This window comes from Streptomyces griseicoloratus (assembly GCF_014534645.1).
Classification (GTDB): Bacteria; Actinomycetota; Actinomycetes; order Streptomycetales; family Streptomycetaceae; genus Streptomyces; species Streptomyces griseicoloratus.
Map to the genome: position 1 here is coordinate 1 of NZ_JACVQF010000172.1, position 19351 is coordinate 19351.

General features: G+C 72.0%; 18 protein-coding genes and 1 pseudogene. 14 read left to right on the forward strand and 5 right to left on the reverse strand.

Annotation, left to right across the window (positions count from 1 at the left end):
* The 4 genes and pseudogenes from H0H10_RS07975 to H0H10_RS07990 all read right to left on the reverse strand — a co-directional run.
* Positions 1–249 (reverse strand): annotated as a pseudogene (locus H0H10_RS07975) (2-oxoacid:acceptor oxidoreductase subunit alpha); the annotation flags it as partial.
* Between the two features lie 317 nt (positions 250–566).
* Positions 567–1226, reverse strand: coding sequence for a LuxR C-terminal-related transcriptional regulator (locus tag H0H10_RS07980; RefSeq protein ID WP_309141748.1), 660 nt, complete (start codon positions 1224–1226; stop codon positions 567–569).
* A 641-nt stretch (positions 1227–1867) separates the two neighbouring features.
* Positions 1868–3235 carry a sensor histidine kinase gene (locus tag H0H10_RS07985; RefSeq protein ID WP_188180156.1) on the reverse strand — a complete coding sequence of 456 codons (1368 nt, stop codon included), beginning with the start codon at positions 3233–3235 and terminating at the stop codon, positions 1868–1870.
* Positions 3236–3477: 242 nt separating this feature from the next.
* Positions 3478–4704 carry a sensor histidine kinase gene (locus tag H0H10_RS07990; protein ID WP_188180157.1) on the reverse strand — a complete coding sequence of 409 codons (1227 nt, stop codon included), beginning with the start codon at positions 4702–4704 and terminating at the stop codon, positions 3478–3480.
* A 187-nt stretch (positions 4705–4891) separates the two neighbouring features.
* Here H0H10_RS07990 and H0H10_RS07995 point away from each other — a divergent pair, with 187 nt between their 5' ends.
* The 13 genes from H0H10_RS07995 to H0H10_RS08055 all read left to right on the forward strand — a co-directional run bounded on the left by H0H10_RS07995 (position 4892) and on the right by H0H10_RS08055 (position 17451).
* On the forward strand, positions 4892–5284 hold the full coding sequence (locus tag H0H10_RS07995) for an NADH-quinone oxidoreductase subunit A (protein ID WP_188180158.1): 393 nt from the start codon (positions 4892–4894) through the stop codon (positions 5282–5284).
* A complete protein-coding gene (locus H0H10_RS08000) occupies positions 5275–5913 on the forward strand; it encodes an NADH-quinone oxidoreductase subunit B (RefSeq protein ID WP_188180159.1) in 639 nt (212 codons plus the stop codon). The genes H0H10_RS07995 and H0H10_RS08000 overlap by 10 nt, the downstream gene beginning before the upstream one ends.
* Positions 5910–7388, forward strand: a complete 1479-nt coding sequence (locus H0H10_RS08005; RefSeq protein WP_188180160.1) for an NADH-quinone oxidoreductase subunit C — start codon at positions 5910–5912, stop codon at positions 7386–7388. Before H0H10_RS08000 ends, H0H10_RS08005 begins: the two co-directional genes overlap by 4 nt.
* On the forward strand, positions 7385–8353 hold the full coding sequence (locus tag H0H10_RS08010) for a complex I subunit 1/NuoH family protein (RefSeq protein ID WP_188180161.1): 969 nt from the start codon (positions 7385–7387) through the stop codon (positions 8351–8353). The genes H0H10_RS08005 and H0H10_RS08010 overlap by 4 nt, the downstream gene beginning before the upstream one ends.
* A 2-nt stretch (positions 8354–8355) precedes the next feature.
* A complete protein-coding gene (locus H0H10_RS08015; protein ID WP_188180162.1) occupies positions 8356–9060 on the forward strand; it encodes a NuoI/complex I 23 kDa subunit family protein in 705 nt (234 codons plus the stop codon).
* Positions 9057–9743, forward strand: coding sequence for an NADH-quinone oxidoreductase subunit J family protein (locus H0H10_RS08020; protein ID WP_188180163.1), 687 nt, complete (start codon positions 9057–9059; stop codon positions 9741–9743). The genes H0H10_RS08015 and H0H10_RS08020 overlap by 4 nt, the downstream gene beginning before the upstream one ends.
* Positions 9743–10135, forward strand: a complete 393-nt coding sequence (gene nuoK, locus H0H10_RS08025) for an NADH-quinone oxidoreductase subunit NuoK (protein ID WP_188180164.1) — start codon at positions 9743–9745, stop codon at positions 10133–10135. The genes H0H10_RS08020 and nuoK overlap by 1 nt, the downstream gene beginning before the upstream one ends.
* The gene (locus H0H10_RS08030) at positions 10132–12126 is read left to right on the forward strand and encodes an NADH-quinone oxidoreductase subunit 5 family protein (protein WP_188180165.1); all 1995 of its coding nucleotides are present in this window, start codon (positions 10132–10134) and stop codon (positions 12124–12126) included. The genes nuoK and H0H10_RS08030 overlap by 4 nt, the downstream gene beginning before the upstream one ends.
* 6 nt (positions 12127–12132) lie before the next feature.
* On the forward strand, positions 12133–13707 hold the full coding sequence (locus H0H10_RS08035) for a complex I subunit 4 family protein (RefSeq protein ID WP_188180166.1): 1575 nt from the start codon (positions 12133–12135) through the stop codon (positions 13705–13707).
* Positions 13704–15227 carry an NADH-quinone oxidoreductase subunit N gene (locus tag H0H10_RS08040; RefSeq protein ID WP_188180167.1) on the forward strand — a complete coding sequence of 508 codons (1524 nt, stop codon included), beginning with the start codon at positions 13704–13706 and terminating at the stop codon, positions 15225–15227. Before H0H10_RS08035 ends, H0H10_RS08040 begins: the two co-directional genes overlap by 4 nt.
* 266 nt (positions 15228–15493) lie before the next feature.
* Positions 15494–16357, forward strand: a complete 864-nt coding sequence (gene htpX / locus H0H10_RS08045) for a zinc metalloprotease HtpX (RefSeq protein WP_188180168.1) — start codon at positions 15494–15496, stop codon at positions 16355–16357.
* On the forward strand, positions 16354–16770 hold the full coding sequence (locus H0H10_RS08050) for a YccF domain-containing protein (RefSeq protein ID WP_188180169.1): 417 nt from the start codon (positions 16354–16356) through the stop codon (positions 16768–16770). The genes htpX and H0H10_RS08050 overlap by 4 nt, the downstream gene beginning before the upstream one ends.
* A 93-nt stretch (positions 16771–16863) precedes the next feature.
* Positions 16864–17451, forward strand: a complete 588-nt coding sequence (locus tag H0H10_RS08055) for an SMI1/KNR4 family protein (protein WP_188180170.1) — start codon at positions 16864–16866, stop codon at positions 17449–17451.
* Positions 17452–17616: 165 nt separating this feature from the next.
* Here the strand turns inward: H0H10_RS08055 and H0H10_RS08060 are convergent, their stop codons facing one another.
* On the reverse strand, positions 17617–18876 hold the full coding sequence (locus H0H10_RS08060) for an APC family permease (RefSeq protein WP_188180171.1): 1260 nt from the start codon (positions 18874–18876) through the stop codon (positions 17617–17619).
* A 139-nt stretch (positions 18877–19015) separates the two neighbouring features.
* On the opposite strand from H0H10_RS08060, the gene H0H10_RS08065 reads away from it, so the two are divergent.
* A complete protein-coding gene (locus tag H0H10_RS08065; protein WP_188180172.1) occupies positions 19016–19282 on the forward strand; it encodes a GlsB/YeaQ/YmgE family stress response membrane protein in 267 nt (88 codons plus the stop codon).
* Positions 19283–19351: the final 69 nt, after the last annotated feature.

Genomic DNA, 19351 nt, shown 5'->3' on the forward strand with positions numbered 1-19351 from the left:
CGGGAGCGTGCCTGCGGGTGCCCGGATCTCGGCCGGGAAGTTCGGCAGCGTCGACAGGTCGTTGCCGAACGACGCGGTTTCCGAGGTGAAGCGGTCGCCGGTGAGCTGCATACCGTCGCCCGAGTCCCCCGCGAACCTGATGATCACCCGGTCCAGCCGGCGGACGTCCTTCGTTCCCGCCGGTTTGCGCTGCTCTCCCACGATGGATCCGTCGGCCTGCTCCGCTGGGCTGCTGACCTGGCTGGTCACTGAACTGGACCTCCCTCGAGGCGGCTGTCCGGGGACTGGTCTCCCACCGACCATCCCAGGATCAACCCTACGTCCGCGGCGGTCGCGTTCCCGCGGACATTCGCATGATGAACACGACGGTGAGACCGGCCACCGCGTCGTTCTGCCATGACTCCCCCGCCCCCGGCGCCGGTGAAGACGCCCCCCGCCTGTCCTTCGGTTTCTCATTCGTTCGGATGAGTTCCCCCAGCTGCTGGGGGAGGCTGCGTGCTCGGAAACCGCTCAGGATCCGCTGCGGATCCGCTCACGAATTGCTCAGTAATTGAGACGCGATCTGCTCAGGAATTGAGATACGTGAGCACGGCCAGCACCCGACGGTGATCGCCGTCGCTCGGGGACAGCCCGAGCTTGAGGAAGATGTTGCTGACGTGCTTCTCGACGGCCCCGTCGCTCACCACGAGCTGCCGGGCGATCGCGGAGTTCGTCCGCCCCTCGGCCATCAGCCCCAGGACCTCGCGCTCCCGCGGCGTGAGCCCCGCGAGCACGTCCTGCTTGCGGCTGCGCCCGAGCAGCTGCGCGACGACCTCCGGGTCGAGCGCCGTACCGCCCTGCGCGACGCGCACCACCGCGTCCACGAACTCCCGCACCTCGGCCACCCGGTCCTTGAGCAGGTAGCCGACGCCCCGGCTGGAGCCGGCCAGCAGCTCCGTGGCGTAGCGCTCCTCCACGTACTGGGACAGCACCAGGACGCCGAGGTCGCGGTGCGTCTTGCGCAGCTGCACGGCGGCCCGGACCCCCTCGTCGGTGTGCGTCGGTGGCATGCGCACGTCCGCCACGACCACGTCCGGCAGCTGGCCCTGGGCGTCCAGCTCGGTGATGGTCTTGATCAGTGCCTCACCGTCGCCGACACCGGCCACGACCTCGTGCCCGCGGTCGGTCAGCAGCCGGGTCAGGCCCTCCCTGAGCAGCACTGAATCCTCGGCGATGACCACTCGCACCCTGTCCTCCACGATCCTCGGCCCCCCCACAGCCAGACTCCGCCCACCCCACGGCCCGCGCGGCCGGCGCCGCGTCCACGAACCGTCCGCGTGACAAGTCCAGCATTCCAGCATCGGAGACCGGATGCGTTCGAGCAGCGGGAAGTGAGCGGGGCGACGGGGACGCCAGTCCGGGTTCGGGCGCCCGGTGGCCTGTGTTCGATCAGGCGACCTGGGTCCGGGGGAGGGGACCCAGGCCGACAGAAGCCGACCGACCGCCGACCGACGCCGGGGCGTGCTCGGGCCCGGTGGGCTGGTGGTCCGGCGGCTCGGCGGCCCGGCGGCCGTCTGTGTTTCATGCCGGCGGTCCCTGGCGACCCCGGCGGCCTCAACGGTCCTGGTGGCCTCGGCGGTCCCTGCGACCCGGCAACCCCGGCGTCCCCGGAAAACGCGGACGGCCCCGGCGGCCCCGCGGCCAGGTGCTCCGGCGCCGCCGGACGCGCTTAGTACCTGCGGTCCGGTCGCCCGGTGGCCCTGTGTTCACGGCGGCGGCCCGGCGGCCCGGCGGCCCGGTGGCCCGGCCGACGGTTCGGCGGCCAGGGCGGCTGGGTTGTCGAGCGGGCGGCCGCGGTGCCGCCCGGTGGACGGGCGGCACCGCGGGCTCACCCTGCCAGGCGCTCCCCCCGCCACGGGAGCTCCGCCGTCACCCGCGTTGGCCCTCCGGCCGGCGAGTCCACGACCAGGATTCCGTCCACCGCGCCGAGCCGCTCGGCCAGTCCCGCCAGACCCGATCCGGCGGTCACGTCGGCCCCGCCCACCCCGTCGTCCACGACCTGGAGCATCAGCCGGTTCTCCACCCGCCACACCTCCACGGCCGCCCACGTGGCCCGCGAGTGCTTGCTTATGTTCTGCAGCAGCTCCGCCACCGTGAAGTACGCGATCCCCTCGATCGCCGACGCGGGCCGCTCCGTCAGGTCCACCTCCACCCGCACCGGCACGGTGCACCGCGAGGCGACCGCCGACAGCGCCGCGTCCAGGCCGCGGTCGGTCAGCACCGCGGGGTGGATGCCGCGGGCCAGGTCCCGCAGTTCCTGCAACGCCGTCTTCACCTCGCCGTGCGCCTCGTCCACCATCCGTGCCGCGGCCTGCGGGTCCTCCCTCAGCTTCTCCTTCGCCAGGCCCAGATCCATGGCCAGGCTGACCAGGCGGGCCTGCGCCCCGTCGTGCAGGTCGCGCTCGATGCGCCGCAGGTCGGCCGCGGCCGTGTCGACCACGACCCCTCGGTCCGACTCCAGCTCCACCACGCGCTTCGCCAGCGGCGAGGGCCCGAGCAGCCCGTGCACCAGGACCCGGTCCACCATCGTCAGCGCCCGGACGATCCACGGCGTCGCCAGCGTGAACAGCAGCCCGACCAGGGCCGTCACGGTGATCTCGAAGGGGTTGTCCAGGTAGATCCGGTGCGTCTCGTCGCCGTACAGCTGGAGCCCGTCCTGCCCGGCGTACGCCGGGAAGACCCAGAACCACAGCGGATACGTCAGCATCGCCCAGCCGGTCGACCAGACGGTCACCGCGACGACGAACGAGAACACCGACCACGGGAACTGCAGCACCGCGTAGAGCAGGCTCCGCCAGGAAGTGCCGCTCTTGAGCACGGCCCCTATCCAGGCCATCAGCCCCTGCTTCTTCATCCGCAGCGGCTCCGGGTCGGCCACCCGGAGGCCCAGCAGCGCGCGGGCCCGCACCCGCTCCAGCGTCCCCAGTCCGCGGCATCCGGCCAGCGCCGCCGCGAGCACCGGAACACCCAGGAACGTCACCAGCAGGCCCGCCCCCAACGACATCATCGTGACGGCGTAGGTGAAGAGCACGATGCTGATCGGCAGGCTCAGCAGCACATAACCGAACTCCCGCAGGCTGCGCGCCTCGAACGGCGCCCGCAGCCCCGCCGGCAGCCGGTGCCGTCGCACACCGGCGTCCCCGGGCAAGCCAGGCCCGCTGTCGAGCCCGTAACTCTGTCCGTACTCCGTGGCCATCGGTGCCGTCCTTCTCCTCGTCCTACGGCTGTCCTGTCGTACCTCCACCCTCCTCGGCCGCAGGCGCCGGGACCATGGAGCCCGTCGGCGTCTGGACCGGGGGGTTTTCCCTACCCCCGCGAGCCCTGGTGCGGTGCGTGCGGGCAGGGTCGAGCCCGTCGCGGACCGGTGAGGGCGCACGGGCTCCCTGCGCAGGGGCCGTGCCGAGCCGTGCCGCTACTTCCAGCGGGAGGTGCCGTCGCCTACTTCGTGCGGGAGGTGCCGTCGCCGTCCGAGTCCGTCCGGTCGCGCCACGGCAGCTCGGCCGTGACCGTCGTCGGGCCGCCCTCCGGGGACTCGACGACGAACAGCCCGTCGACGGCGTTCAGCCGGTCCGCGAGGCCCTTCATCCCCGTGCCGCCGTCGAGACGGGCACCCCCACGGCCGTCGTCCCACACCTGGACGAGCAGCCGGTCGGCCGACCGCCACACCTCCACGGCGGCGGACTTCGCCCCGCTGTGCTTGCTGACGTTCTGCAGCAGCTCCGACACCGTGAAGTAGGCGATGCCCTCGATGGCCGCCGCCGGTCTCGCGGCCAGGTCTACCGTCACCTTCACCGGCACGGTGCACCGCGAGGCGACCGACGAGAGCGCCGCGTCGAGGCCGCGGTCGGTCAGCACCGCGGGGTGGATGCCGCGGGCCAGGTCCCGCAGTTCCTGCAGCGCCAGCTTCACCTCGCCGTGCGCCTCCTCGACCATCGCCGCCGCCGCGTCGGGATCCTCCAGCAGCTTCTCCTTGGCCAGACCCAGTCCCATGGCCAGGTTGACCAGGCGGGCCTGCGCCCCGTCGTGCAGGTCGCGCTCGATGCGCCGCAGATCGGCCGCGGCCGTGTCGACCACGACACCCCGGTCGGACTCCAGCTCGGCGATCCGCCGCTCCAGCTCGTCGGAGGGCGAGAGCAACCCCCGCACCATCGCCCGGTCGGCGTTCGCCAGAGCCCGTGCGATGAACGGCAGCACCGGCCACAGCACGAAGAGCGACGTCAGCGTGACGACGAAGGTGAGGATGCCCCAGGGCAGCCGTATCAGGTCGTAGAGAACCGTGCGCCAGCCCACCGGATCCTTCAGCGCCATCCACAGCTGGGCGAAGAAGCCGCCCTTGCCGCGCAACGGCAGCGGACTCGGCTCGTCGATCCGCACCCCCAGCAGCGCCCGTGCCCGGGCCCGCTCCAGCTTGCCGATCTGCCGAGCCCCCACCAGCCCCGCCGCGAGCAGCGGAAAGCCGATCACCGTGACCGTCAGCCCCAAGCCGGTGAACAGCATCGTCACGACGTAGACGAATCCGAACAGGGCCATCGGGAGATTCGCCAGCAGATGGGCGATCTCCTTCCAGGTGTGCCGGTCGTAGGCGAAACGGGCCGGCGGCAGACGGTCGCAGTCCGCTTCGCCGGTGCTCCCGGCGCGGGTCGATGACGAGAGGCGTTCGGTCATACGGGCTAGCGTGCCGCGCGCACGGGCGCCGCGCCATGAGGTGGACCGCCGGGATCCACTGAGGAAAACCCCACCCCCGGCGTCTCAAGGCGTGACGGGCTGCTTACGCTCTCTTTAGCAGGCCCTAGACTCCCGTGCGTACAGGTCATCGAACAGCAGCGTTCAGGACAGGGAGCGAGGGACGGACGTGCCGGAACCGACCGTCGTCGCGGCGGACTACTTCCAGTCCTACTCGGTCGTCGGACTGCTCGCCGTCATCGGCGTGCTCTTCGTCGCCGTCGCCTTCGGGGCCGGGCGCCTGCTGCGGCCCGTGGTGCCCACACCCGAGAAGCTCCTGACGTACGAGTGCGGAGTCGACCCCGTCGGCGAGGGCTGGGCCCACACCCAGGTCCGCTACTACGTCTACGCTTTTCTGTACGTGATTTTCGCGGTCGACTCGATCTTCCTGTTCCCGTGGGCGACGGTCTTCGCCGCCCCCGGCTACGGCGCGACGACCCTCGTGGAGATGTTCATCTTCCTGGGCTTCCTGGCCGTCGGCCTGCTGTACGCATACAAGAAGGGCGTCCTGTCATGGACGTGAACCCCACGGACTCCTCCGTTCCCTCCGCCTCCGCCGCCCCGGAGCCGGTGGCGCTGCCCGAACCCAGGAGGCTCGGTGCGCTCGCGCGGCTGGCCCCCGAGCCGATGAAGGTCGTCCTGAACTGGGGCCGGCGCTACTCCCTGTGGGTCTTCAACTTCGGCCTCGCCTGCTGCGCGATCGAGTTCATCGCCGCGTCGATGGCCCGCCACGACTTCATCCGCCTCGGCGTCATCCCGTTCGCGCCGGGTCCCCGCCAGGCCGACCTCATGGTCGTGTCGGGCACGGTGACCGACAAGATGGCCCCGGCCGTCAAGCGCCTGTACGAGCAGATGCCCGAGCCGAAGTACGTCATCTCCTTCGGCGCCTGCTCCAACTGCGGCGGGCCGTACTGGGACTCGTACTCCGTGACCAAGGGCGTGGACCAGATCATCCCGGTCGACGTCTACGTCCCCGGCTGCCCGCCGCGTCCCGAGGCGCTGCTCCAGGGGATCCTGAAGCTCCAGGAGAAGATCGCGCGCGAGTCGCTGGGGGACAGGTACGGCACGTCGCACCGGCCGTCCGCGGCCGCGCTGCAGAGCGGCCTGGTGCAGCCGCCGGCCGCCGCGCCCGCTCCCGGGGAGGGCCGATGACCACGGTCGGCTGGCTCCCCGCGGACGCCGAGGAACTCTTCGGTACGGAGGCCACGGCCGAGGAGTCGTACGACGTCCTGACCGTGGACGTACCGCCGGCGGCCTGGATCTCCGCCCTGGAGACCGCGCGCGACCGGCTCGGCTGCACGTACTTCGACTGGCTGAGCGCGGTCGACGAACCGGGCACGGGCTTCCGCGTCGCGGCGCACGTCGCCGCCCTCTCGCCGGTACGCCGGCTGCTGCTGCGCACGACCGTCCCGCACGAGTCCCCGGTCCTGCCCACCGCCGTCGCGGTGTACGCGGGAGCGGCGTGGCACGAGCGCGAGACCCATGAGATGTTCGGGGTCGTCTTCGAGGGACATCCGGCGCTGGACCATCTGCTCCTGCCGGAGGGCTTCGAGGGCCACCCCCTGCGGAAGGACTTCGTCCTCGCGGCCCGCGTCGCCAAGGCATGGCCGGGAGCGAAGGAACCCGGCGAGGCCGACCACGGCGGCCCCCGGCGCCGCCAGATGCTGCCCCCCGGCGTCCCCGATCCCAACGAGTGGGGTCCCCTGAAGGGCCAGCTCCCGCCCGCCCCGGCCCGCCCGGCGCGCGGTGCCGCCCGCGGGGCGGGTGATCGTCCGGCCCGTGCGGCAGGCGAACGCCCGGTCCGGCGTACGCGCACGGCCGCCGAGGGCTCCGCCGGCCAGGCCGCACCGGACGCCGGGGCCCCGGCGACCCCGCCCCGCTCCCGTACGGCCGCGGAGGGCTCCGCAGAGCGGACGGCACCGGACACCCGGCCCCCTTCGCCGACGACACCGCCGACGACCCGGCGTGCGCGGAGCGCGAGCGAGGGCTCGGCGTCCCAGCGCACCGGGGGAGAGGGCACGGCCGGGCAGGACACCGCCGGTGCGCCCGCCCCGGCGGCTCGACGCGCCCGGAGCGCGAGTGAGGGCTCGGCCTCGCAGCGGGCCGGTTCCCCTCGGGCCGCCGGCGCCCGGCGTGCGCGGAGTGTGTCGGAGGGGTCCGCGAGCCAGCGGGCGGCAGCCTCCGGCGCGGGATCGGCGGGCGACGGGGGAGACACGGGCGTGAGCCCGGCGGCTCCGGAGGCACCGAAGCCCGCGCCCGGCGCTCCGCGCAGTCCCGACGCTCCGTGGCACCACGCCCGCCCGGCCTTCGACGAGCCCGCGGCCGAGAAGCCCCGCGAGCCGGAACGGCACGACGAGCGCGAAGAGTCGTCCGACGAGAACCGCCCGCAGCCGGGCGCCGAGGGCGCGCCCGAGGACGCTCAGCACGCGCCCGAGGACGCCCAGGGCGCGCCCAAGGACGCCCAGGGCGCGCCCGAGAGTGCCCAGGACGCAGAGGGAAGCCGCGCCGGCCGCGAAGGCCCGGACGCCCGCGACGGGCAGGAACGCCCGAGCGCAGCCCAGGACACCGAAGAACACCCGCCCGCGGATCCCCAGGACCGCCGGAACCCACCAGGAGGCCCGCAGTGAACGACGCGCTCGACGTCACCCTGCGACTCCTGATCGTCTTCGCCGTCTTCCTCACCTTCCCCCTGATCGTCGGCCAGACCGAGCACAAGGTGATGGCCCACATGCAGGGCCGCCTCGGCCCGATGTACGCCGGCGGCTTCCACGGCTGGGCCCAGCTCGTCGCGGACGGCGTGAAGTTCGCGCAGAAGGAGGACGTGGTCCCCGCGGGCGCGGACCGCCGTATCTTCCAGCTCGCACCCGCCGTGGCCCTCCTGCCGTACCTCCTGGTCCTCGTCGCCATCCCGATCGGCCCCGGCGAGGGCGCGGTCGGCCAGGTCGTCGACGCGGGGATCTTCTTCGTCCTCGCCGTCATGGGCGTGGGCGTCCTCGGTTCGCTCATGGCCGGCTGGGCCTCCGCCAACAAGTTCTCCCTCCTCGGCGGCCTGCGCACCGCCGCCCAGCTCCTCGCCTACGAACTCCCGATGCTGCTCACCGCCGCCTCCGTCGCCATGGCGGCCGGCACGGTCTCCCTCGTCGGCATCCTCGACGCCTTCGAGTGGTGGTGGCTGCCCTGGCAGATCGTCGGCGCGATCGTCTTCTTCGTCGCCGGACTGGCCGAACTGCAGCGGCCCCCGTTCGACATGCCCGTCGCCGACTCGGAGATCATCTTCGGTGCCTACACCGAGTACACCGGCCTGCGCTTCGCCCTGTTCCTCCTCGCCGAGTACGCCGGAATCATCGTCCTGTGCGGTCTGACCACCGTCCTCTTCCTGGGTGGCTGGCACGGCCCCTGGGGCGCCGACGGCCTGGGCTGGGTGTGGACGCTGCTGAAGACGGCCGTCCTCGCCTTCGTCGTGATCTGGCTGCGCGTGACCTACCCGCGTCTGCGTGAGGACCAGCTCCAGAAACTCTCCTGGACCCTCCTCGTCCCCCTCTCCCTCGCCCAGATCGCCCTCACCGGCATCGTCAAGGTGGTGATCCAGTAACCATGGCCGAGCCTGTCCCGCCCACCCGGCCCCGCATCCCCGGCTCGGGCCTGGCCAAGGGCCTGGCGGTCACCCTCCGCACGATGACGAGGAAGACCGTCACCGAGCAGTACCCGGACGCCCAGCCCGAACTCCCGCCCCGCACCCGCGGCGTGATCGGCCTGTTCGAGGAGAACTGCACGGTCTGCATGCTGTGCGCCCGCGAGTGCCCGGACTGGTGCATCTACATCGACTCCCACAAGGAGACGATCCCGGCGGCGACCCCCGGCGGACGCGACCGCAGCCGCAACGTCCTCGACCGCTTCGCCATCGACTTCTCCCTGTGCATGTACTGCGGTATCTGCATCGAGGTGTGTCCTTTCGACGCCCTGTTCTGGTCCCCGGAGTTCGAGTACTCGGAGACCGACATCCGCGACCTCACCCACGAGCGCGACAAGCTCCGCGAGTGGATGTGGACGGTCCCGGCCCCGCCCGCGCTCGACCCCGCAGCCGAGGAGCCGAAGGAACTCGCCGCCGCCCGCAAGGCCGCCGACAAGCTGGCCGCGCAGCAGGCGGTCCAGCCGACCGGCACGCACGCCGACGAACAGGTCCGTGGCGCCGAGGAGCCCACCCGCCAGATGGGTGACTCCAAGCAGCAGACGGACCAGCCCAGGCCGGACCAGCCCGGGGCGGACCGGTCGAGGCCGGAGCAGGAGGGCCGGGAATGACCCTCGCCGCGACCGTCGGCAACCTCGCCGCGCACACCACTACCACCACGACCACGGCGGCCGAATCCCAGGGTTTCCTGTCCCCGACCGGCGTCGAGATCGCCTTCCTCCTCGTCGGCCTGGTCACCTTCGGCGCCGCCGTCGTCACCGTCACCACCCGGCAGCTCGTCCACGCCGCGCTGTGGCTGGTGGTGGCTCTCGGCGGCCTGGCCGTCGAGTACCTCCTGCTCACCGCCGAGTTCATCGCCTGGGTGCAGGTCCTCATCTACGTCGGTTCCGTCGTCGTCCTCCTCCTGTTCGGGCTGATGCTCACCAAGGCACCCATCGGCCGCTCCCCGGACGCCGACTCCGGCAACCGCTGGGCCGCGCTCACCGTCGCCGGCGCTGCCGCGGCGGCCCTGGTGTGGGTCGTCGTCGACGCCTTCCGCACCACGTGGATCGACCTGGACGGCCCGGCCGCCGGCTCGACCGAGGCGACCGGAGCCAGCCTCTTCCAGAACTGGGTCCTCCCCTTCGAGGCCCTCTCCGTCCTCCTCCTCGCCGCGCTGGTCGGCGCGATCGTCCTGTCCCGCAAGGCCAAGGCCGACGCGGCGCGCACCGCCCCGACCGCCGGCGCCGAGCGGGACACCCGGGCCGCTCTCGCCGAGCGGGACACCCGGAGCGATGCGGAAGGGGCCCGCTGATGCACCTCGCCTATCCCGCCGTCCTCTCCGCCCTCCTGTTCTGCACGGGCCTGTACGGAGTCCTCGCCCGCCGCAACGCGATCCTGGTCCTGATGTCGGTCGAGCTGATGCTCAACGCCGTCAACCTCAACCTGGTCGCCTTCGACGTCTGGCTCAGCAAGGCCGCCGAGGAGACCCTGCACTCCGGTCAGGCCCTGACCCTGTTCACCATCGCCATCGCCGCCGCCGAGATCGGCATCGGCCTGGCGATCGTGCTCGCCGTGTACCGGAACCGCGGCACCTCCGACATCGACAAGCTCCGCGACACCGCCGAGGGCCACGAGCCGGACGGCCCCGACACCGACGCCCCCGCGACCGGGCCGGCCGCCGAGAAGGCCGAGGCCACCGCGTGACCACCACCACCCTCGCCGTACTCGTCCCCCTCCTTCCCTTCCTCGGCGCAGCCGCCGGCCTGCTCCTGGGCCGCACGGCACCCGGCTTCGTCCGCCCGCTCGCCGTTCTGCCCACGCTCGCCTCGCTCGTGCTCGCCGCACTCGTCGCGGCGCGTCAGGGCGGCGGCCGGGCCGTCGACGCGGCCACGGAACTGACGCCCACCGGCTCGGTCCCCATCGAGCTCGCCCTGCACATCGACGGCTTCGCCGCCCTGGTCGCGGTCCTGGTCGGCGTCGTCGCCACCTGCGTGCAGATCTACTCGACGGGCTACCTGCGCGACGACCCGCGCTACCCCTCCTACGCCGCTCTCGTCTCCCTGTTCACCTCCGCGATGCTCCTCGTCGTCTACTCGGGCGACCTGATGGTGCTGCTGGTCGGCTGGGAGATCATGGGCATCTGCTCGTACTTCCTGGTCGGCCACTACTGGGAGACCCCGGAGGCCCGCGCAGCCTCCCTCAAGGCCTTCCTGGTGACCAAGCTCGGTGACGTCCCCTTCCTGATCGGCCTGTTCGCGCTGGCCACCGACGCCGGTTCCTTCCGCATCACCAAGGTCCTCGGCGCGGTCGCGAGCGGCGCACTGGACCATCCGACCCTGATCGCCCTGCTGCTCCTGGCCGGCGTGGCCGGCAAGTCGGCGCAGTTCCCGCTGCACACCTGGCTCCCCGACGCGATGGCGGGCCCCACACCCGTCTCCGCGCTGATCCACGCCGCGACGATGGTCGCCGCCGGTGTCTACTTCATTGCCCGGCTCCTCCCGCTCTTCGAGGCCTCCCAGGCCGCGATGGCCGTCCTCGCCGTCATGGCCGCGGTGACGATGGTCGGCTCGGCGCTCGCCGCGCTCGCCCAGGACGACATCAAGCGCGTCCTCGCCTACTCGACGATCGGCCAGCTCGGCTACATGACCGGTGCCCTCGCCGCCGGCGACCGCGGGGCCGCCGTCTTCCACCTCCTCACGCACGGCGCCTTCAAGGCGCTGCTGTTCCTCGCCGCCGGCGTGATCATCCACGCCGCCGGCACCAACTCGCTCGCCGCCATGTCCCGCATGCGGAACCTGCGCGACCGTGTCCCCGACGCCTACTGGACGATGACCGTGGCGCTGCTCGCGCTCGCCGCGATCCCGCCGTTCAGCGGCTTCTTCTCCAAGGAGTCCGTCCTCGGCGCCGCCGAGCACGCCGCCACCGGTCATACCGAGCACGCCCCCGGTGCCGCCGGCTGGACCGTCCTCGTCGCCGGACTGCTCACGGCCGTGCTCACCGCCGCGTACGCGATGCGCCTGTGGCTGCTGGCCTTCCGCGGGCGGGGCGCCGAGGCCCCCGACCACGGCAGGCAGCCGGTGGCCATGAACGCCGCGCTCTGGGTGCTCGCCATCCCGTCACTTGCCCTCGGCGGGCTCGCCTTCCGCCTCCTGCCCGACTGGTTCGACGGCGGTGACCTGGCCCCGACCCTGACCACCTCGGTGCTCGGCACGGGCGTGGCCCTGGTCGGCGGCATCGTCACCTACGCCGCCTGGCGGCACACCACGGCCCTCGCGGCCCGCGTCCCGCTGGGCGCGGTCGCGGCCCACCCGGAGGGCGACGCCGCGCTCGTGGAGGCCGAGGCCATCGCCAGCCACAAGCCCGCCTACGGAGACGTGGCCTACGCACCCGACCCGTCGGACCCGGGACGGCTCCTGCTCGGCCCGCTCCACCGGCACGCGGCCGTCGGCTTCCACCTGGACGCCGTGTACACGGCCCTGTTCGTCCGCCCGGTGCGGGCCGGTGCGAGCCTCGTCCGGTTCCTCGACCGCGAGGTCGTCGACACCTACGTACGCGGGGCGGGCACCCTGCCCCGCTGGCTCGGGGCCGCCGTACGCCGTGCCCAGACCGGCAATGTGCAGACCTATGTGAGCGCGCTGCTCGCCGGCACCGTCGTCCTCGCGGTCGCCGTCGTCCTCGTCGCCACGGGAGCGTGAGCAGGCGTGATCGATATCAACGAGTCCGTGATGCAGTTCCTTCTCGCGTTCGTCGTCGTCGGCCCGCTCCTCGGTGCCGCCGCCGCTCTCCTGCCGGCCCCGCCCGGACTGAAGGGGAAGTCGCCCGAACAGGCCGTGCTCCGGCACGGCGTCACCGTCACCGGTGCCGTCCTGGCCGCCGCGATCGTCCTCGTGCTGGGCTTCGACCACGACCATCCGTCGAAGATGCAGGCCAGTACGGACATCAGCTGGATCCCCGCACTCGATGTGCGGGTCCACCTCGGCATCGACGGCATCTCCCTCCCCCTTCTGGTCCTGACCGCGCTGCTGACCTTCCTCTGCGCGCTCTACTCGTACTTCAAGATGCCTGCGGGCCCGACCCCGAAGGCCTTCGTCGCACTGCTGCTCGTCCTGGAGTCCGGCACCCTCGCCACCTTCGCCGTCCTCGACCTGCTGCTGTTCTTCCTCGCCTTCGAGATGGTCCTCGTCCCGATGTACTTCCTCATCGCCCGCTGGGGCGGCGAGGGCCGGGCCGAGGCCGCCTGGAAGTTCATCCTGTACACGCTGCTCGGCTCCGTGGTCATGCTGCTCGGCCTGCTGCTGATCGGACTCAGCGCGGGCACGTTCGACATGGTGGCACTCGCCACTGACAACGGCCGGTCGCTGACCACGTCCGTGCAGGTCATCGCGGTCCTGGCGATCGGGATCGGGCTGGCGGTCAAGACGCCGATGTGGCCGCTGCACAGCTGGCTGCCCGACGCCCACACCGCGGCGCCGACCGTGGGCTCGGTCCTGCTGGCCGGGGTTCTGCTGAAGATGGGTACGTACGGGTTCGTCCGGATTCTCCTCCCGGTAGCACCGGACGGCTTCCACACCTTCGCGCCCTACCTCGCCGCCTTCGCCGTCGTCGGGATCATCTACGGTTCCCTGGCCTGCCTGGCCCTCGCCAAACGGGGCGCGAAGGGCGACCTCAAGCGCCTCATCGCGTACTCCTCCGTCGGCCACATGGGCTTCGTCCTGCTCGGCATCGCGAGCACGACCCCGACCGGCGTGAACGGCGCCCTGTTCGCCAACATCGCCCACGGACTCATCACCGGCCTGCTCTTCTTCCTGGTCGGCGCGCTGAAGGACCGCACCGGCACCACCGACCTCGACACCCTTGCCGCGGAGACCGGTGCCGCGCTGTACGGCAAGGCACCGCGCCTGGGCGGCCTGCTCGCCTTCGCCGCGGTCGCCTCGCTCGGCCTGCCGGGCCTGGCCGGGTTCTGGGGCGAGATGCTGGCCCTGTTCGGCGCCTTCGACCCCCACGACGACCTCAGCCGTCCCGCCTTCCTCACCTTCATGGCGATCGCCGCGTTCGGCACGCTGCTGACCGCCGCGTACATGCTGATCGTGGTCCGCCGCGTCTGCATGGGCGCCGTACCGCAGGAGACCCCGCAGCTCACCGACGTGCGCACGTACGAGTTCGCCGCCTGGACCCCGCTCGTCGCCCTCACCGTCGTCGCCGGACTGTGGCCCAAAACCCTCCTCGGGCTGACCGACCCGGCCGTGCAGCAACTCCTCGCAGGAGGCACCCGATGAGCCCCCTGGCCCAGCCACTGGCCCAGAACCTCGTCCAGTCCGTCGACTGGCTCGCCATCGCGCCCCCCACCATCGCGGCGGTCGTCGGACTCGCCGTCCTCGTCGCCGACCTTTTCGTCGACGACAACCGGAAAGCCCTGCTCGGCTGGGCGTCGGTGGCCGGACTCGCCGCCTCCGTGATCATGCTGCTGCCGCTCCTGGACGGCGACCGCTCGACGTTCTGCCTGACCGGCGACGCCGACGTCTGCAGCTACACCGCGGACACCTTCACCCTCGCCATCCAGTTCCTGGTCCTCGGCGGCGCCCTCCTGGCCGCCCTGCTGTCGGTCACCGCGCTGAAGGACGCCGACAGAGGGCTCCCCGAGGGAGAGTTCTGGTTCCTGCTGCTCTCCTCCGCGGCCGGCGCGGCGCTTCTGCCCGCCTCGCGCGACCTGGCGACCCTGATCGTCGCCCTGGAGGTCGCCTCCCTGCCCGCCTTCGCCCTCGTCGGCCTCCGGCACGGCGACCGGCGCTCCTCCGAAGCGGCCCTGAAGTTCTTCCTGTCCTCGGTCACCGCGACAGCGGTCAGCCTCATGGGCATCAGCTTCGTGTACGCCTCCACCGGCACCCTCTACCTCACCCAGGTGGCCGACCGCATCCAGGACGTCGACGGGCAGCTCACCACGCTCGTCCAGACCGGCGTCGTCCTCACCCTCGTCGGCTTCGCCTTCAAGACGGCCGCCGTGCCCTTCCACTTCTGGGTGCCCGACACCTATGTGGGTGCGCCCCTGCCGGTCGCCGCCTACCTGTCTGTCGTCGGCAAAGCCGTCGGCTTCTCCGGCCTGATCCTCGTCACGGTCATCGCCCTGCCGTCCTACGCCGACGCCTGGGGCCCGGCGCTCGCGGCACTGGCCGCCCTCACCATGACCGTCGGCAACGTCGGAGCCCTCCGCCAGCAGGCCACGCGCGCGTACAGTGCGGTACGCCTCCTCGCCTGGTCGTCCATCGGCCAGGCCGGCTACCTCCTGGTGCCGATCGCCGCCGCCGCGTACTCCGACGACGCCGAACGGTCCATCGGCTCCACCGTCGCCTACGCCCTCATGTACGCCGCCGTGAACCTCGGCGCCTTCGCGGTGGCGGCCCTCGTGGGCCGTACGAAGGCGCGCAACCGGGTCTCCGACTACCGCGGCCTGTACGCGACCAACCCCGTGACCGCCCTGCTCCTGGCGTTCTTCCTGCTCTGCCTCGCCGGACTGCCGCCCGGCATCATCGGCCTGTTCGCGAAGGTCACCGTCTTCTCCGCGGCCGTCGACGCCGGCCTCGGCTGGCTGGCCGTCGTCATGGCCGTCAACGTCGTCATCGCGCTGTTCTACTACCTCCAATGGACGGCCCTGCTCTTCCGCGCCCCCGAGGGCGAGGCCGTCGAGCACCGCGTGCCCGCACCCCTCACGGCCGCGATCACCGTGACCGCCGTCCTCGCCGTCGCCCTCTCCGGAGCACCCCAGCTGGTCCTGCACTTCGCCGACACCAGCCTCTTCTGACCCCAGCCGACTTTCACTGCGCGCGCGTGGGGCACCCGGCCCCACGCGCGCGTGCCGTACGCCGTGACCCGTCACCCGGACGGCCCACGCGCGCTGCCGTACCCACCAGGGAACTGGCGGCCCTCGCCTGGCGTTGACCAGTACAGAAGGGTCCACTGGACGTGACGCCACGGCGCCGCCGGTGGCATCGAGGACCAGGAAGCAACCACAGCGAGCGAGATCAGCAAGCAAAGGGTTCCCCTGCTGCACCACTTGGAGGGCGTACCGTGCACCGCCGGCACAACGGGCTCAGGACCGCAGTACTCCTCGGGGGACTGTCCGCACTCATCATCGTCATCGGCAGCTTCTTCGGCCGAGCGGGGCTCGTCGTCGCCGTCCTCGTCGCCCTGGGCACCAACGCGTACGCGTACTGGAACAGCGACAAGCTCGCGCTGCGTGCGATGCGCGCCCGCCCGGTGAGCGAGTTCGAGGCCCCGGCGCTGTACCGCATGGTCCGCGACCTCTCCACCCAGGCCCGCCAGCCCATGCCCCGCCTGTACATCTCCCCGACGGAGGCGCCGAACGCCTTCGCGACGGGCCGCAACCCGCGCAACGCCGCCGTGTGCTGCACCGAGGGCATCCTGCGCCTGCTCGACGAGCGGGAACTGCGCGGGGTCATCGGCCACGAGCTCAGCCACGTCTACAACCGCGACATCCTGATCTCCTCGGTCGCCGGCGCCCTCGCCTCCGTGATCATGTTCCTGGTCAACTTCGCGTGGCTCATCCCCATCGGCAGGTCGAACGACGACGACGGCCCCGGTCTCCTGGGCATGCTCCTGATCATGATCCTCGGCCCGCTCGCCGCCACCCTCATCCAATTGGCCATCAGCCGCTCCAGGGAGTACGAGGCCGACGCCTCCGGTGCCCAGCTCACCGGCGACCCGATCGCCCTCGCCAGCGCCCTGCGCAAGCTCGAGACGGGCACCAAGCAGCTTCCGCTGCCTCCCGAGCCCCGGATCGAGACCGCCAGCCACATGATGATCGCGAACCCGTTCCGCCCGGGGCAGGGCATGTCCAGGATGTTCTCCACCCACCCGCCGATGGCGGAGCGGATCGCCCGACTCGAGAAGATGGCAGGTCGCCAGCAGTGAAGACCATCCTCAACGTCGTATGGCTCGTCCTCAGCGGCTTCTGGCTGTTCCTCGGCTACCTGGTCGCGGGACTCTTGCTCTGCATCACCATCATCGGCATCCCGTTCGGCCTCGCCGCGTTCCGCATCGGCGTCTACGCCCTGTGGCCCTTCGGGTACACGACGGTCGAGCGCCGGGACGCGGGCGCGCCCTCCTGCATCGGCAACGTGCTCTGGCTGATCCTCGCGGGCTGGTGGCTGGCCATCGGCCACATCGTCACCGGTATCGCGCTGTGCGTCACGATCATCGGCATCCCGCTCGGCATCGCCAACTTCAAGCTGATTCCGGTGTCGCTGCTGCCGCTCGGGCGCGAAATCGTACGGACGGATCAGCCGTTCACGGCCACGGGCACCGCGCAGCGAACCGGTTGGTGAGAGCCAGCGAGCCGGCGGGCCGGCGTTTTTCCACAGCCGCCGGGTTGTCCACAGGCTCGCCCGGTTGTCAGTGGCGGCCTGCATGATGAACGCATGACCGAGATCGAGCAGTTGCTGGCACGGGTGGCGGACAAGGCCCGCAACACCCGCCCCTGGGGCTGGGCTTCCCTCCCCGAGCCCGTCGACGCGGCCACCCGCGCCCGCGCCGAGGCCGCCCTGGGCTTCCCCCTGCCCCCGCTGCTCGCCGAGCTGTACCAGCGGATAGGGGACGGCGGATTCGGCCCGGACTACGGCCTGTTGCCCCTGCTCGACAGCTCGCCCGCCGGAGAGCCTGCTGCCGTGGCGCAGTACCTGGCCAACCGCGAGAGCGGCGCCCAGGACCCCGACTGGCCCTGGCCCGAAGGCGTCCTGCCGATATCCCACTGGGGCTGCGCGATGTACGCATGCGTGGACTGCCGCTCCCCACAGGCCACGGTCCTGCTCTTCGAACCGAACCCCGGCGACGCCGACCAGGCATGGTTCGTCGACGCCCCGACCCTCGCCGACTGGCTGCGTGCCTGGGTCGACGGCACGGGCTGGTACGAGGAGGAGAACGAAGGAGCGGAGATGGCCCCCTGGGCCGAGTTCCGGATACGAACGGGCAGAGGGCCGACGACGGCAGGCATGGCGCAGGCATCCTGAGCAAGGACGACCGCCGACCCCACCGGCCCGTCCGAGCGAGCACGGCGGCGCCGGGCATCCCCATGGCCCCCTGCCTCCCGGCCGCAGCCGCCAATCGCGCCCACAGCCACCGACTGCCCCGGCAACCCCTGACTCCGCTCCCGTAACCGTCGGCCGGCCGGCGCCCTAACGACCCACCGCCCGGCCCCCCACTGCCCACCGCCGAACCCAGTACGCCACCACGCCCACCACCAGCACGCCCGCGCCCGCCACCACCGACGCCGCCGGAAGCGCGAACGCCAGTGCCGCGCATCCGGCCAGTCCCACGGTGGGCACGATCCGTGCCGACGTGGCAGGGCGCAGCGTCCAGGCCGACGCGTTGGCCACCGCGTAGTACGCCAGCACACCGAAGGAGGAGAATCCGATCGCATCGCGCACGTCCACAGTGGCGGCCAGGACCGCGACCACCGCGCCCACGGCCAGCTCGGCCCGGTGCGGCACCTGAAAACGCGGGTGCACCGCGGCCAGCGCTCCGGGCAGGTGACGGTCCCGGGCCATGGCCAGAGTCGTCCGCGAGACACCCAGGATCAGCGCCAGAAGCGAGCCCAGCGCGGCGACGGCGGCACCCACCCGCACGACCGGCGCGAGCCCGGGCACACCGGCCGCACGCACGGCGTCGGCCAGCGGTGCGGTCGCCTGGCCGAGGCCGCCGGACCCCAGCACGGAGAGGACAGCCACAGCCACACACGCGTACACCGCCAGAGCGATGCCCAGGGCCAGCGGGATCGCACGCGGAATGGTGCGCGCCGGATCCCGTACCTCCTCGCCGAGGGTCGCGATGCGCGCGTACCCCGCGAACGCGAAGAAGAGCAGGCCCGCGGCCTGCAGTACTCCGCCGACGCCCTCGGAGACCCCGAGGTCCAGTCGCCCCGCGTCGGACCGTCCGGAACCCAGACACACCACAACCACGGAAGCGAGGACAGCCAGGACCACCGCCACGATCACCCGCGTCAGCCAGGCGGACTTCTGGATGCCGCCGTAATTCACCGCGGTGAGCGCGACCACGGCGGCTACCGCCACCACATGCGCCTGCTCCGGCCAGACGTACGCGCCCACGGTGAGCGCCATGGCGGCACAGGAGGCCGTCTTGCCGACGACGAACGACCAGCCCGCCAGATAGCCCCAGAACTCCCCGAGCCGCTCGCGCCCGTAGACGTACGTGCCGCCGGAGGCCGGATAGAGGGCCGCCAGCCGCGCCGACGACGTGGCGTTGCAGTAGGCGACCACGGCGGCGAGGGCCAGGCCGATCAGCAGCCCGGAGCCGGCCGCGTGCGCCGCGGGCGCCAGCGCGGCGAAGATCCCGGCCCCGACCATCGAACCGAGGCCCACGACCACGGCGTCGCCCACGCCCAGGGTGCGCCTCAGCTCCGAACTCGCAGGTGTCATGGCTCGCACCCTACTGACCAGTGCAACCGGCGAATGCGGTGAGCACGTCCTCCACACTGACAGGACATGAACATGCGTGGAGGAAAGACCGACAACGCCGGGACGGCACCGGTACAGCGGGAGAGGGCAGGGTTGAGGCATGACCGTCATCAGCTGGATCATCCTGGGACTGTTGGCCGGGGCCATCGCCAAATTCCTGCTGCCGGGCCGTGACCCCGGGGGCCTCATCGGTACGACCCTCATCGGAGTCGCGGGCGCGTTCGTCGGCGGCTGGATCTCGGCCCGCTGGCTGGACCACCCGATCAGCAAGGACTTCTATGACGGTGCGACCTGGGCCGCGGCGATCGGCGGCTCCCTCGTCCTCCTGATCGCCTACCGCATCCTGTTCGGCAACTCGCGCGACTGAACGCGCCCCGGACCGCGGTCGGCAGGTGAGCAGGCCGGCAGCCGAGAAGGGCGGGCACCCTGGGCGCCC

Bases quoted from the DNA above. Each gene is read 5' to 3' on its own strand.
- H0H10_RS07985 (WP_188180156.1), bottom strand. From the start codon at position 3,235: ATGGCCACGGAGTACGGACAGAGTTACGGGCTCGACAGCGGGCCTGGC.
- H0H10_RS07990 (WP_188180157.1), bottom strand. From the start codon at position 4,704: ATGACCGAACGCCTCTCGTCATCGACCCGCGCCGGGAGCACCGGCGAA.
- H0H10_RS08000 (WP_188180159.1), top strand. From the start codon at position 5,275: ATGGACGTGAACCCCACGGACTCCTCCGTTCCCTCCGCCTCCGCCGCC.
- H0H10_RS08005 (WP_188180160.1), top strand. From the start codon at position 5,910: ATGACCACGGTCGGCTGGCTCCCCGCGGACGCCGAGGAACTCTTCGGT.
- H0H10_RS08015 (WP_188180162.1), top strand. From the start codon at position 8,356: ATGGCCGAGCCTGTCCCGCCCACCCGGCCCCGCATCCCCGGCTCGGGC.
- H0H10_RS08020 (WP_188180163.1), top strand. From the start codon at position 9,057: ATGACCCTCGCCGCGACCGTCGGCAACCTCGCCGCGCACACCACTACC.
- nuoK (WP_188180164.1), top strand. From the start codon at position 9,743: ATGCACCTCGCCTATCCCGCCGTCCTCTCCGCCCTCCTGTTCTGCACG.
- H0H10_RS08040 (WP_188180167.1), top strand. From the start codon at position 13,704: ATGAGCCCCCTGGCCCAGCCACTGGCCCAGAACCTCGTCCAGTCCGTC.
- H0H10_RS08055 (WP_188180170.1), top strand. From the start codon at position 16,864: ATGACCGAGATCGAGCAGTTGCTGGCACGGGTGGCGGACAAGGCCCGC.
- H0H10_RS08060 (WP_188180171.1), bottom strand. From the start codon at position 18,876: ATGACACCTGCGAGTTCGGAGCTGAGGCGCACCCTGGGCGTGGGCGAC.
- H0H10_RS08065 (WP_188180172.1), top strand. From the start codon at position 19,016: ATGACCGTCATCAGCTGGATCATCCTGGGACTGTTGGCCGGGGCCATC.